The sequence below is a fragment of the Afipia sp. GAS231 genome (assembly GCF_900103365.1).
Classification (GTDB): domain Bacteria; phylum Pseudomonadota; class Alphaproteobacteria; order Rhizobiales; family Xanthobacteraceae; genus Bradyrhizobium.
On sequence record NZ_LT629703.1, the window covers coordinates 6,725,702 to 6,738,318 of the forward strand.

The 12,617-nt window shown below is 63.1% G+C and carries 12 protein-coding genes and 1 pseudogene; 6 read left to right on the forward strand and 7 right to left on the reverse strand.

Annotated features, from left to right (window positions below; translation table 11 throughout):
- Positions 1-44: 44 nt before the first annotated feature.
- Complete coding sequence (locus BLS26_RS31500; protein WP_244541751.1) at positions 45-1,265, reverse strand: efflux RND transporter periplasmic adaptor subunit; 1,221 nt, start codon at positions 1,263-1,265, stop codon at positions 45-47.
- Positions 1,266-1,667: 402 nt separating this feature from the next.
- Between BLS26_RS31500 and BLS26_RS31505 the strand changes: the two genes are divergently transcribed.
- Together BLS26_RS31505 and BLS26_RS31510 are read left to right on the forward strand one after the other, a co-directional pair.
- Entirely contained in the window at positions 1,668-2,342 is a 675-nt protein-coding gene (locus BLS26_RS31505; protein WP_092516361.1) for a response regulator transcription factor, read from the forward strand.
- A 1-nt stretch (position 2,343) separates the two neighbouring features.
- Positions 2,344-3,675: a HAMP domain-containing sensor histidine kinase gene (locus BLS26_RS31510; protein WP_244541752.1), complete on the forward strand. Its 1,332-nt coding sequence runs from the start codon at positions 2,344-2,346 to the stop codon at positions 3,673-3,675.
- A 4-nt stretch (positions 3,676-3,679) separates the two neighbouring features.
- Here BLS26_RS31510 and BLS26_RS36090 read toward each other — a convergent pair.
- A pseudogene (locus BLS26_RS36090) lies at positions 3,680-3,881 on the reverse strand (C4-dicarboxylate ABC transporter); the annotation flags it as partial.
- A 58-nt stretch (positions 3,882-3,939) separates the two neighbouring features.
- Between BLS26_RS36090 and BLS26_RS31515 the strand changes: the two are divergent.
- The 3 genes from BLS26_RS31515 to BLS26_RS31525 all read left to right on the forward strand — a co-directional run bounded on the left by BLS26_RS31515 (position 3,940) and on the right by BLS26_RS31525 (position 6,622).
- Complete coding sequence (locus BLS26_RS31515; RefSeq protein WP_092516362.1) at positions 3,940-5,424, forward strand: PLP-dependent aminotransferase family protein; 1,485 nt, start codon at positions 3,940-3,942, stop codon at positions 5,422-5,424.
- An 84-nt stretch (positions 5,425-5,508) separates the two neighbouring features.
- Positions 5,509-6,138 (forward strand): FMN-binding negative transcriptional regulator, encoded by a 630-nt coding sequence (locus BLS26_RS31520; protein WP_092516363.1) that lies wholly within the window; start codon positions 5,509-5,511, stop codon positions 6,136-6,138.
- Between the two features lie 37 nt (positions 6,139-6,175).
- Complete coding sequence (locus BLS26_RS31525) at positions 6,176-6,622, forward strand: DMT family transporter (RefSeq protein ID WP_092516364.1); 447 nt, start codon at positions 6,176-6,178, stop codon at positions 6,620-6,622.
- 50 nt (positions 6,623-6,672) lie between these two features.
- Here BLS26_RS31525 and BLS26_RS31530 read toward each other — a convergent pair whose 3' ends face one another.
- The 5 genes from BLS26_RS31530 to BLS26_RS31550 form a co-directional block, all read right to left on the reverse strand.
- Positions 6,673-8,274 (reverse strand): TRAP transporter large permease subunit, encoded by a 1,602-nt coding sequence (locus tag BLS26_RS31530; protein ID WP_092516365.1) that lies wholly within the window; start codon positions 8,272-8,274, stop codon positions 6,673-6,675.
- Positions 8,271-8,810 carry a TRAP transporter small permease subunit gene (locus BLS26_RS31535; protein ID WP_092518851.1) on the reverse strand — a complete coding sequence of 180 codons (540 nt, stop codon included), beginning with the start codon at positions 8,808-8,810 and terminating at the stop codon, positions 8,271-8,273. Before BLS26_RS31535 ends, BLS26_RS31530 begins: the two co-directional genes overlap by 4 nt.
- A gap of 374 nt (positions 8,811-9,184) precedes the next feature.
- Positions 9,185-10,213, reverse strand: a complete 1,029-nt coding sequence (gene moaA / locus BLS26_RS31540) for a GTP 3',8-cyclase MoaA (RefSeq protein ID WP_092516366.1) — start codon at positions 10,211-10,213, stop codon at positions 9,185-9,187.
- 175 nt (positions 10,214-10,388) lie between these two features.
- The gene (locus BLS26_RS31545) at positions 10,389-10,835 is read right to left on the reverse strand and encodes a hypothetical protein (RefSeq protein ID WP_092516367.1); all 447 of its coding nucleotides are present in this window, start codon (positions 10,833-10,835) and stop codon (positions 10,389-10,391) included.
- A 151-nt stretch (positions 10,836-10,986) separates the two neighbouring features.
- The gene (locus BLS26_RS31550; protein WP_092516368.1) at positions 10,987-11,673 is read right to left on the reverse strand and encodes an HAD hydrolase-like protein; all 687 of its coding nucleotides are present in this window, start codon (positions 11,671-11,673) and stop codon (positions 10,987-10,989) included.
- A 67-nt stretch (positions 11,674-11,740) separates the two neighbouring features.
- On the opposite strand from BLS26_RS31550, the gene BLS26_RS31555 reads away from it, so the two are divergent.
- Entirely contained in the window at positions 11,741-12,577 is an 837-nt protein-coding gene (locus BLS26_RS31555) for an SDR family NAD(P)-dependent oxidoreductase (protein ID WP_092516369.1), read from the forward strand.
- Positions 12,578-12,617 lie beyond the last annotated feature (40 nt).

Sequence of the window (12,617 nt, forward strand, 5' to 3'; positions counted from 1 at the left end):
CATTTTCCTCGGTGAGGCGCGTCTTGCGGTATGCTCGCCACCCGCTACCCTGTGATCGCGTTGGCAAATTTGTTGCTGAGAAAGATCGCGCCCGTCGAAGCAACCTGCTCTCCGAGGTCGAGGCCAGCCAGAATCTGGATCCATCCATCCTGCTCGAGGCCGGTCTTCACCGTGCGCCGCTCGAAACGCCGCTGGTCGGTCGTGACCCACGCGGTCATTGTTCCGTCGCCCTCGCGCACGATCGCCTCTGCGGGCACCGCAACGGTCACTTTGGGAGGCTCCGTTTCAATGCTGAAGTTTGCCAGCATACCGGCACGAAGCTTATGCTGGGGGTCCTGGACCACCGAGCGCACCAACTGACGGTGAGAACTCGGGTCGATGTTCATGCCAATCGTCGTGACATATCCGCGGAACGCAATTTCGGGATAGGCCGGTACCCTCACTTCCACCGGTTGCCCCAGCCTGTAGGCGGGCGCGTCGGTTTCGATCACATTGGCGACCATCCACATGGTGGACAAGTCGGCCAGCGTATACGGGGCGGGAGCGTTGCCGGGTTGAACGTAGAGCCCCGGGGCAGCGTTCCGGGCTATGATCTGGCCCGAGATCGGGCTCGGCACGATAAGGGTCGAATCGAGCTTGCGTTCTGCCACGATGCGGTCGATCTCGACGTCGGTCTTTCCGAAGATCCGTACCGCGTCGCGCGCGGCTTTGAAGTTGCCTTCCGCCGTCTGCTGGTCGGAGGTGGCTTGATCGACATCCTTCTGAGCGCCTCCGCCGGTTCTGAGCAGTTGCTTCACGCGGGCCAGCGTCCGCGTCTGCAGCTCGAGCACGCCCGCAGAAGCGAGCAGCGAAGATTCCGCCTGCAACAGATCGGGACTGTCGATGGTGAACAGGGTGTCTCCCTTGTTGACCTCGTCACCAACGTTGAAGGGCGTATCGACGATCCTGCCCGGGTTGGTCGTGAACGCCTGCACCAGCATGTTCTGGTTGAAGTCGATCGAGCCCACCGCGTTCTTGAGAACGTTGAAAGCGCGCGGCTCGACCGGCCTGACCTTGAAGGCCGCGGCCTGTTTTTCGCTAATGTCGACATAGTGCTGCTCGGCGCTGACATCCGATTTCGAGATCGTCTGGGCAGCCATCGTCTGGGCAGCCTTGGCAGTCGAAGTATTGGTGGCATGAGGCATCATCCATGCACCGGTCAGCAGGCCGGCTGCCGCGATCGCGGATGCTGCATAGCCTGCATGTTTGGGACGAAATGACGCCACTGATCTTGTCCGTTCTTGTTCGCTTCAGGCGCTGCCGCGCACGAAATGAAATCCGTTGCATTTTGCCCACGGCGATACGCCTGCCGGCAACGGGAACGTGTTATCAAGGCTAGCTTACATCAACCTTACAAGTGGGTTGCGAATAGCAGGAATGAAAAGCAATTTTTGTCGGCCGGCGCGGTGCATTTATAGGAAACGCTGTTTCATTAGTATAAAAAAGATAGCGCGATTTGCTCGACTGAATGAGTCTGATTAAATGTAGATCGTTTGCATAGTGCAGCTGCCCAAGAGTCGGTCGGTTTGAATTTTTTTGATTGGATTTGCGCAATGGGGAATACGCTATCGGCGTTACACGGCGCGGTCGAAAAACGGCCCGGTGTCCTGTGATGGCAGGTTGAATGGATGCGTCTTCTTATCGTCGAGGATAACATTGAGCTCTCGCGGCTTGTCGCCAATGGTCTTGCGGCGGCGGGCTACCAAACCGACGTCGTGAACAGCGCGGGCGATGCGCGCGACGCGGTCGGCAGGATCAGCTACGCCGCCATGATTCTGGACCTCGGACTGCCGGACGGGGACGGTCTTTCGGTGTTGATCGAGCTTCGCCGCAGGATGGATCCGCTGCCAGTGCTGGTGTTGACCGCGCGCAATGGCTTGCAGGATCGTGTCAACGGTCTGCGCAGCGGGGCGGATGATTACCTGGCCAAGCCGTTCGCTTTGGAAGAACTGATGGCAAGGTTGGAGGCGATCCTGCGCCGCCCGGGCCAGTTGCTGGGCAGATCCCTAAATCTCGCCAACCTTGTTTACGACACCGAGAGCCGACAGGTATTCATCGACAGTGTGCCAAGGGCATTTTCGTCGCGGGAAACCTTCGTGCTGGAGATATTGCTGAGAAGGCACGGACGCGTGGTACCGAAAAAGAACGTCGAAGATCACATATTCGGACTCTCAGGCGATGTGGCTTCCAACGCCGTCGAGGTTTATGTCTCGCGCCTTCGCAAGCAGCTCGGCGAGTATGGTGCAAGGATCCAGATCCATACCATCCGCGGCGTAGGCTACTTGATGGCCGAGGAGAAATAGCGTGTTTCACTTCACGTCACTGACGTCACGCATTGTATTTCTGCATATCGTGGCCGTAGCGGTGGCGGCGATCTTCTTGCCCATGGTGCTGCTTTGGCTGTTGAACTCGGAGATTGACCATCTGCATCGCGACGCGATGCGGGACCAGGCCGAGGCGCTGGCGCAGGGGCTGGCCGTCGGTCCTGACGGGGCAATGACCCTCAGTCTGCCCGAGAGCCTGAAGGATCTTTATTCCGAGGCTTATGGTCGTTATCGATACGAAGTTCTCGATACTGCGGGCCGGGTGTTGTTTTCCTCTTGGAAAAACGCCGCACCAATGCCTGGCTCGGACCGGTCTTCGCCTGGCACGATTTCCGGAGCAGGCATCGTCAAGGCAATCGGCGGGCAGACCGTGCGCATTCAGGTTGCCGAAGATCTTGCGCATCGGGATGTCATCATCGACGACATCGTCGCGAATTTCTTCCGGCGTGTGGGATGGATCACCATTCCGATACTGTTCGCACTGCTCGCCATAGATATCGTTATCTTTCGTCGCGCAGTTGCTCCGCTGCTTCGCGCTTCCGAGGAGGCTAAAAATATCGGTCCCGCGCGGACCGATGTCCGGTTGCCGACCAGGCAGATCCCGAGCGAAATCCTGCCGCTTGTTACCGCCGTCAACCAGGCGTTCGACAGGCTCGAGGATGGCTTTCGCGTGCAGCGCCAGTTCACTGCTGATGCGGCGCATCAGTTGCGGACGCCGCTGGCGATCCTCCGGACGCGCCTTGAGACCCTGGGGGAACGCGCCGGAACGCAGGAGCTGCACGCGGATATCGAAGGCATGAGCCGAATCGTCGGTCAATTGCTCGATATCGCAGAACTGGATACACTCGTGCTCGATCCGTCAGAGACCGCCGATTTGCGCGCCGTCTGCGCGGAGGTGGTCGGTTCGATCGCGCCTTACGCGCTGGCCGGGCGCAAGGATATCGCGCTCAAGGGCACCGACGATCCCGTCCGCATTAGAGGCAATGCGGAGATGCTGCAGCGCGCGATCTTCAATCTTGCGGAGAATGCAATCAAATACACCGCTCCGGACACCTCGGTAGATATCGAAGTGCGCAACGACGGCTCGGTGCGCGTTCGCGACCGCGGCCCGGGCATTGCTGCCGCTGAGCATGGGCTTATCTTCCAGCGCTTCTGGCGAGGCGACCGACGACGTACCGACGGTGCGGGACTGGGACTCTCCATCGTTCGCGGGGTGATCGACGATCACGCTGCAACCATTGCGGTCGAGAACCTCTCGACCGGCGGAGCCCAGTTCACGCTGAACTTCCGGTTAGCGGAAGTGCAGTCCTAGCGCGCTATTGTTTCGGCTGGCCGAAATCGAGCGGTGGCAATTCGATCTGCGGCACCTCGATTCTGACCTTGGAGAGGTCGACGTCGAGCGGCTTGTCGAGCAGGCCGGTGACCACGACCGGGAAGGCGATCACGATCGCCACCATGATCAGCTGCAGGCGATCCAGGGTAGTGTGCGCCCCAGTAGATGTCGGAGCTCTTGACTTGCACGAGCGCACACTGGCACAGGAGAATCAGAAAATTCGTCGGTTATCGAGTGGTCCAGATGAATACGGTTTCGGGGAAACGCGCCGCGCGAATGGGGGCGCGCCAGATCTACGAAACACTCAGGGATCAGATCGTGGAGCAGGTATACGGCGTTGACGGCCTGCTGCCGTCATCCCGCGCACTCGCCGGCGAGCTGGGCGTCTCGCGCACCACCGTGACGGTCGCTTACGAACAGCTCGCGGCGGAAGGTTTTATCGAAACTCGACATGGGGCTCGGCCGCGCGTTGCCCGCACCGTCGTCGAGAGAGGGCGCCCCCGCGGCGTATCCAAGCCCTCGGCACGCAACAGGAGACTTTCGAACTTCGGCGAGCGACTGCGACGGAACCCGCCTCGCTGGACCGAGCCGCCGGGCGACCTCGTCGCAAACTTCAGGTATGGCGACCTCTCGCCGTCGGACTTTCCGGTGCTTGCCTGGAAGAAGGCTGTGGTCGCGACGCTGAGCCGGCGGCCCGTGAGATTGGCCTACGACGATCCCTGTGGTTCCCTGCGGCTGCGAACGGCGCTTCAGGGCTATCTCTGGCGTTCGAGGAGCGTGCGTTGCGACGTCGACCAGATTGTCGTCGTGAACGGATCGCAGCAGGGGCTCGACATCTGCGCGCGGATGCTGCTCGACGCCGGCGATCGGTTCGTCATGGAGGATCCGGGTTACCTGATGGCGAAGCACGCTTTCTCGGCAACCGGCGCCGTCGCGGTGCCAGTTGCCGTCGATCGCGACGGTCTGGAGACGGAGCAACTCGCGACGATCGAAGCCCGGCTCGCCTACGTTACGCCGTCACATCAATATCCGCTGGGCGGGGTCTTGCCGATAGGACGCCGGCATCAGTTGCTCGCTTGGGCGAGACGGTTCGACGCCTATGTGATTGAAGACGACTACGACAGCGAGTACCGATACGACACGAAACCGGTGCCGCCTCTTCATGCGCTGGAAGGTAGTGGGAACGTCGTCTATCTCGGCACCATATCCAAGACGCTGTCTCCGACATTGAGGATCGGCTATTTGGTGGTGCCCCCCGGAATGCAATCCGCATTCGGCGCGGCAAAGCAGATCATGGACAGGCATTCGCCTCAGGTCGGGCAGGAGGCGCTCGCCACGATTCTGGAGAGCGGCGCTTACGAGCGCCATGTCCGCCGCGTCCGTCGGCGCAACGCCGAACGCCGGCAGGCCTTGCTCGATGCCTTGCGCCGCAGGTTCGGCGGCAAGGTCCGGATCGACGGTGCGGATGCTGGCTTGCACGTCGTGGTTTGGTTCGACGATCTGCCGCAGGGGTGCGAAGAGGCGTTGATCCGGTTGGCGCGATCGAAGGGCGTTGGCGTCTATCCCGTTTCTGTCCTGTTCGATCGACGCCGGCAGGGCCGGCGTCCTCGTCCGGAGGTCGTCGGTCTCGTGATGGGTTTCGCGGCCTTGGAGGCGGGGCAGATCGAGCGGGGCTGCAAGCTCCTCGCCCAAGCCGTCGACGAAGTCGGCCACCGGCGGATCCGCTAACTGGACCAGTAAAAACTCCGAAAACTGGCAGTTTCGTATGTACCAGATTTCGGCTATCTCCGAACCGGGAAACGGAGAGACGCGATGTACGTACCCCCAGCCTTCAAGGACGATGACGTCGAGAGCATCCGGGCGACCATCCGCAGCGCCCGGCTGGCCACTCTGGTAACGGCTACGGCCGAGGGCCCGGTGGCGACGCCGCTGCCGCTCTTCCTCGACGAGACCGAAGGAGAGCGCGGAACGCTGTACGGGCACCTCGCGAGGGCCAACCCGCAGTGGCGCCTGCTTCCGATCGGCGAGGCGCTGGCGATCTTCGCAGGTCCGGAGGCCTACGTATCGCCGTCCTGGTACGCGACGAAGCAGGAGACCGGAAAGGTCGTACCGACCTGGAATTACGTCGCGGTGCACGCTTACGGCCCTGTCGAGTTCTTCCAGGAGCCCGATCGTCTGCTCGATGTGGTGACGCGCCTGACGAACAAGCACGAAGCAGCGCGTGCGAACCCCTGGGCCGTTACTGATGCTCCCGCCGATTTCATCGCGTCGCAGTTGCGGGGAATTGTAGGTATACGCATTCCCGTCGTACGCTTCGAGGGCAAACGCAAGATGAGCCAGAACCGTCCGGAAGCCGATCGCGTCGGCGTCGCGGGTGGGCTGGCGGCCAGCGAAAACCCGCAGGACCGGGAGGTCGCGCCTCTCATCCCGGTTCCGGGGTGAAGCACGCTTCTCCAGCCGGAGAACTTGGAGACATGCGATGTTGAAGCTGGCGTTCCCGATGATCCTGGCCGCTGCGGCCGGGATCAGCCTGGTGGTGCAGCAGGCGCTCAACGCGAACCTGCGTGCGGCGCTGAGTTCGGCGGCCTGGTCGGGCTTCATGAGCTATTTCATCGGTGTCATCTGCATGGCGGCGCTCGCGCTGCTGTTGCAGGATCCGATTCCCTCGGCGGTGACCGCCGCCCGCATACCCTGGTTCGCCTGGAGCGGCGGTCTGTTTGGCGCGATCTTCATCAGCCTTGGGATATTCCTAGTCCCCCAGCTCGGCGCAGCGACCTTCTTCGCACTCCTCATCGCCGGCCAGATGCTCGGTTCGATCGCATTCGACCACTTCGGACTGCTGGGCGTTCCCGTTCACCCCATCAGCGCTGTCCGCGTTGTTGGTGCCGCCATGCTCGTCGGCGGGGTCGTGCTGATACGCATATAGGAAACCCCGGAGCGAAAGCTCCGGGGTTGTTCAAGTCGGCAGGTTGGCCGCTAATTCTTCGGCTGGCCGAAGTCGAGCGGTGGCAATTCGATCTGCGGCACCTCGATCTTGACCTTGGAGAGATCGACGTCGAGCGGCTTGTCGAGCAGGCCGGTGACCACGATCGGGAAGGCGATCACGATCGCCACCATGATCAACTGCAGGCCGATCCAGGGCAGCGCGCCCCAGTAGATGTCGGAGCTCTTCACTTCCTTCGGCGCGACGCCGCGCAGGTAGAACAGTGCGAAGCCGAACGGCGGATGCAGGAACGAGGTCTGCATGTTGACGCAGAGCATGACGCCGAACCAGATCAGCGCGGCATCGGGCCCGACCACCGGCGCCAGCACCTTCTGCGCGATCGGCGCGATCATCGGCAGGATGATGAAGGCGATCTCGAAGAAGTCGAGGAAGAACGCCAGGAAGAAGATGAACAGGTTGATGAAGATCAGGAAACCCCAGACGCCGCCGGGGATCGAGGTCAGCATGTGCTCGAGCCAGACGCCACCGGAGACGCCGAGGAACACCACCGAGAAGCAGGTCGAGCCGATCAGGATGAACACCACCATGGTGGAGATGCGCATGGTGGTCTCGTAGCCCTGCTTGATCAGGTCGCGCAGGTCGGGAATGCGGACGGCTTCGAGGCAGATCCAGACCACGGCGATGTAGACCACCGCGAAGATCAGCTTGAAGATCGTTCCGTCGCCGATCAGCATGCCGATGATGGCACCGATGCCGGTGGCGACGATGCCGATGATGACCATCTTGTGGCCGGTCGAGGAGAGATCCTTGTGGTGGATCGCGGCGAGCACGATGGCGCCGATGGCGCCCATGGCGCCGGCTTCCGTCGGCGTCGCCAGGCCCAGCATCATGGTGCCCAGCACCACGAAGATCAGCACGGCGGAGGGAATGATGCCGAGCAGACACTTTTTCCACAGCGGCCACCCGGTCAGCGTCAGCGCCGTCTTCGGCACCGCCGGCACGTGGTCCGGCTTGATGATGCTGAGCAGGAAAGTGTAGCCGGCGAACAGAAAGATCTGGAACACCGACGGTCCCCAGGCGCCGAGATACATGTCGCCGACCGATTTGCCGAGCTGGTCGGCGAGCACGATCAGCACCAGCGAGGGCGGCACCAGCTGCGTGATGGTGCCCGAGGCCGCCAGCACGCCGGTGATGTAGCGCATGTTGTAACCGTAGCGGATCATCACCGGCATCGAGATCAGCGCCATGGCGATGACCTGCGCCGCCACCGTGCCGGTGATGGCGCCGAGAATGAAGCCGACGATGATGACGGAATAGCCGAGGCCGCCGCGGATCGGGCCGAACAACTGGCCCATCGAGTCCAGCATGTCCTCGGCAAGGCCGCATCGTTCCAGAATAGCACCCATGAAGGTGAAGAACGGGATCGCCAGCAGCAGCTCGTTGGACAACACGCTGCCGAAGATGCGGCCGGGGATTGCCTGCAGGAAGTTGAGGTCGAAGAAGCCGAGATGGATCGAAAGGAATCCGAATGCGAGGCCAAGCGCGGCCAGCGTAAACGCCACCGGGAAGCCGATCAGCATGGCCAGAACCAGGCCGCCGAACATCAGCGGCGGCATCATATCCAGCGTGATCATTGCGTCGGCCTCTCGTATTTCGCATCGATCACGACATAACCCTTCAGTGCAGCGATGCGCTTGATCACCTCGGAGACACCTTGCAGCGCCAGCAGCACGAAGCCGACCGGGACCACGATCTTGATCGGCCAGCGCACCAGTCCGCCGGCGTTGCTCGAAATTTCGCCGACGTTGTAGGCCTGCATGAAGAACGGCCACGACAGGTAGCTGAGCAGCAGACAGGACGGGATCAGGAAGAACAGCGTTCCGATCATGTCGAGCCAGAGCTGGCCGCGTTCCGACAGCATCAGATAGAGGATTTCGACGCGGACATGCTCGTTGCGCTTGAAGGTGTAGGAGGCGCCGAACATCACGAAGACGGCGAACATGTACCACTGCAGTTCGAGCCAGCTATTGGAGCTGTAGCCGAACGCGTAGCGGATCATCGCGTTACCGGCGCTGACCACGCAGGCCGCCAGCACGAGGAAATTGCAGACGTCGCCCAGTCTCTGATTGAGCCAGTCGATACTTTCGCTGATTGCCAGCATTGGGCGCATCACGTTCTCCTCGGACACGTCATCGCAGCGCGCCGGATGTTTCAGCCGATGTCGCAACGCCACCACGCGCGAAGCGTGCGGGGCGAATACCCGGCGCCGGGCGCACAAAACCGATCCCGCGCGCAAAGCGCGCAAGGTCCTGGCTCATTCGCAGGAGCGATTGCAACTGTTGTCCTCCCCCAATCCTGGTGCTTCCGCCGTCTTGGCTGCGCCTGTCGTCATCCAGAGGAGACGGGGCGCAGCGGCCTGTTCCGGCCGTGCTGGCGTGAAAGCCGGGGCACCATTTCAGCGCCGTGTGGCGCCGTCAATTGGAAAATCGGCAAATTGACGCAGCGCCAATTCATTGGGCGCGGGAATAAATCCGTTACCGGCAATTAGCCGCCGGTCACGCTCATGTGGCGGCTGACGCTCGGGCGGTTATGCCGGCGGTCGATGATGAAGTCGTGGCCCTTCGGCTTCAGGCCGATGGCGCGATCGATCGCAGCCGAGAGCAGGTCGTTGTCGGCCGAGGCCCGCAACGGCTTGCGCAAATCGGAGGCGTCCTCGTGTCCGAGGCAGGTGTGCAGGGTTCCGGTGCAGGTGATCCGTACCCGGTTACAGGACTCGCAGAAATTATGCGTCATCGGCGTGATGAAGCCGAGCTTGCCGCCGGTCTCGGCGACCCGGACATAGCGGGCAGGGCCGCCGGTGTCGTCGTCGAGGTCGGTCAGCGTATACTGCTTGGCGAGGCGGGCGCGCAGCAGCGACAGCGGCACGTACTGGTCGATGCGGCCTTCGCCGATATCGCCCATCGGCATCACTTCGATCAGGGTCAGCGCCATGCCCTTGCCGTGCGCCCACTGCATCAGCGAGGGGATTTCCTCCTCGTTCATGTTCTTCAGCGCCACCGCGTTGATCTTCACCGCAAGGCCCGCGGCGCGCGCGGCCTCGATGCCATCAAGCACCTTGTCGAGATCGCCCCAGCGGGTGATGGCGCGGAATTTCGCGGCGTCCAGCGTATCCAGCGAGACGTTGATCCGGCGCACGCCGCTGTCGCGCAGTTCGCCGGCGAAGCGCGCCAGTTGCGAGCCGTTGGTGGTCAGCGTCAGTTCGTCGAGCGCGCCGCTTCCGAGATGCCGCGACAGCGAGCGCACCAGCGTCATCACGTTGCGCCGGACCAGCGGTTCGCCGCCGGTGAGGCGGATCTTGCGCACGCCTTTGGCGACGAAGGCCGAGCACAGCCGGTCGAGTTCTTCCAGCGTCAGCAGATCGGCTTTCGGCAGGAACGTCATGTCCTCGGACATGCAGTAGAAGCAGCGCAGGTCGCAGCGATCGGTGACGGACACGCGCAGGTACCGGATGGTGCGCCCGAACGGGTCGACCATCGGACGGAACAACAGATCGGGAGAACTCAATACGCTCATCAATGGGTGCTTTGCTGGCGTGCCGTGTTTGGCGCGGGGGCCGCGATGTCGATGCTCCCGCTAGCACAATCTAGGCACGTTGCAAGGCAGCTACAACAAGGCTGCACCAACAAGCCGCTCACCGGGCACGGCTTTTTTGGTGCGATGCGGCGCATCGGGCGATTTGGAAAACCGATCAGCGCGTCGCGGGCGCGGTGGCCGGCAACGGTGACCCGGCGTCAGCCGGGGCGCCGGCCGCCTTTGGCTTCGGCCGCATCGGCTTGCGCACCTTCGGCGGCGGCCCGGCGGGCTTCAGCTCGGCAAATACCGGGCTCGGCTCGATGACGGTGGTGGCGGGGTTGGCGAAATCGCCGGGGTTCCGGATCACCTGCACGGGAACCGTGACCGGCTGGAACCTGGGCAACGCAAAGGTGACGGCGAAGCCGGCATCGGGCGCCGGCACGGTGACCGTGCAGGGCGTCTTGCAGCCGGGTCCGAGCGAGGTGGTGGCATCGGCGCCCGGAGGCACCGAATCGATCTGGACCTGGACCGGTGGCGGCGTCGGCTTGAAGGAATCGAGGGAAAACGAGGAGCAGCCGGCGAGGCTGATCCCGGTAACGGCAATCGCGATGGCACGACGCATGATCGGTCACTCTACTGTGGCAAACCGCCACAATCCCCTTTTGGGACCATAGGAGTGCCCGAACAGAGCTGCAACCGCGCGCGCCAAAATCGTTAAAGGATGGTTAACGCGGAACCCGGGCGCTTCCGTATCTGCCCGCTGGTTCAGCAGGTTACGGGTGGGACGCCGCCCCGATCAGGCTATGGACGGCCTCGGGCAGATCGCGAAAGTGCCCGATCAGCCGGTCCGGCTTCAATTCGGCGATCGGCACATCCGTGTAGCCGAATTCGACCCCGATCACGGGAATCCCGGCCCGCCGGGCCACGCCGACGTCGGGGCCGGCGTCGCCGACCATGATGGCCGACGACAACTGGCCGCCCGCTTGCGCCAGCGTCTGCTGCAGGATCACGGGGTCGGGTTTGGCGACGCCGAACGTATCGGCGCCGCAGATCGCCGCAAAACGCGCGCTCATGCCGAGCTGGTCGAGCAGGCGCTTCGACAGCCATTCCAGCTTGTTGGTGCACACCGCGAACTGGAATCCCTGGCCCTGCAGCTCATCGAGCGCGGCTTCCAGCCCCTCGAACGGGCGTGAGGCATCGGCGATATGGTCGGCGTAATAGTCGATGAAGTCCTTGGTCAGCCGGTCGAGGTCGCCGGGGCTGATGGCGCGGCCGTCGACCTCGAGCCCGCGTTCGAGCAGCTTGCGGGCGCCGGCGCCGATCATGTTGCGCGCCTTGTGCAAAGGGACCGGCGGCAGGCCCTCGCGGTCGAGCACGAAATTGAGCGCGGCGATCAGGTCGGGCGCGGTGTCGACGAGGGTGCCGTCGAGATCGAATACGAGGGTGCGGGGAAGGGTCATCCAAATTCGCTATCCGTGGCGGCGGCTTCATGCAAGTAGGGAAGTTCAAATCGCGGGAGGAATTGTCATGCGTGAGCTTGCCGGCAAGACGGCCTTTGTCACCGGCGGGGCCGGTGGAATCGGGCTTTCGATGGCGCAGGCGTTCGCGGAAGCCGGCATGAAGGTGATGATCGCCGATATCGAGGCTGATGCGCTTGGCACCGCGGTCGAAAGCCTGCGCCGGATCACGCCCGACATCGAAGGCGCCCGCTGCGACGTCACCGAGGCCGAAAGCGTCGAGCGCGCGGCGCAGGCGACGTTCGACAGGTTCGGCAACGTCCATGTGGTCTGCAACAATGCCGGCGTCGCCGCCGGCGGCGGCATCGACCATATCTCGCTCGACAACTGGCGCTGGGTGATCGACGTCAACCTGATGGGCGTGCTGTACGGCATCCGGAGCTTTCTGCCGCACATCCGCGCGCACGGCCAAGGCGGCCACATCGTCAATACCGCCTCGATGGCGGGGATGCAGGGCGGCCTCGGCTTCAGCCCCTACGGCGCCAGCAAGTTCGCGGTGGTCAGCATGTCGGAGGGGCTGCATGCCCAGCTCCGGCCGCACGGCATCGGCGTCAGCGTGCTGTGTCCGAGCTATGTCCGAACCAAAATCGGCGAGAGCGGCCGCAACCGCCCGGAGCGCTACGGCGCGTCGCAGCCGCTCGATCCGGCCAGCCCGGCGGCCGCGATGGTCGCCGAAATCGCGAAAAATCTGCAGGCCGGACTCGACCCCGCCGACGTCGCCGCGCGCGTGATCGCGGCTATCCGCGACGACCGGCTCTATATCTTCACCCATCCCGGCATGCGCGCCGAGGTCGAGGACCGGTTTGCGGCGATCCTGGCCGCCATGGACGCGGTCACGGCCCCATAAAACCACCCCTGCAAGGGTCATTAGCGGCTGTTCCCGGGGC

Coding starts and splice junctions, on each gene's coding strand:
- BLS26_RS31505 (WP_092516361.1), top strand. CDS start 1,668: ATGCGTCTTCTTATCGTCGAGGATAACATTGAGCTCTCGCGGCTTGTC.
- BLS26_RS31515 (WP_092516362.1), top strand. CDS start 3,940: ATGAATACGGTTTCGGGGAAACGCGCCGCGCGAATGGGGGCGCGCCAG.
- BLS26_RS31520 (WP_092516363.1), top strand. CDS start 5,509: ATGTACGTACCCCCAGCCTTCAAGGACGATGACGTCGAGAGCATCCGG.
- BLS26_RS31525 (WP_092516364.1), top strand. CDS start 6,176: ATGTTGAAGCTGGCGTTCCCGATGATCCTGGCCGCTGCGGCCGGGATC.
- BLS26_RS31530 (WP_092516365.1), bottom strand. CDS start 8,274: ATGATCACGCTGGATATGATGCCGCCGCTGATGTTCGGCGGCCTGGTT.
- BLS26_RS31535 (WP_092518851.1), bottom strand. CDS start 8,810: ATGCGCCCAATGCTGGCAATCAGCGAAAGTATCGACTGGCTCAATCAG.
- moaA (WP_092516366.1), bottom strand. CDS start 10,213: ATGAGCGTATTGAGTTCTCCCGATCTGTTGTTCCGTCCGATGGTCGAC.
- BLS26_RS31545 (WP_092516367.1), bottom strand. CDS start 10,835: ATGCGTCGTGCCATCGCGATTGCCGTTACCGGGATCAGCCTCGCCGGC.
- BLS26_RS31550 (WP_092516368.1), bottom strand. CDS start 11,673: ATGACCCTTCCCCGCACCCTCGTATTCGATCTCGACGGCACCCTCGTC.
- BLS26_RS31555 (WP_092516369.1), top strand. CDS start 11,741: ATGCGTGAGCTTGCCGGCAAGACGGCCTTTGTCACCGGCGGGGCCGGT.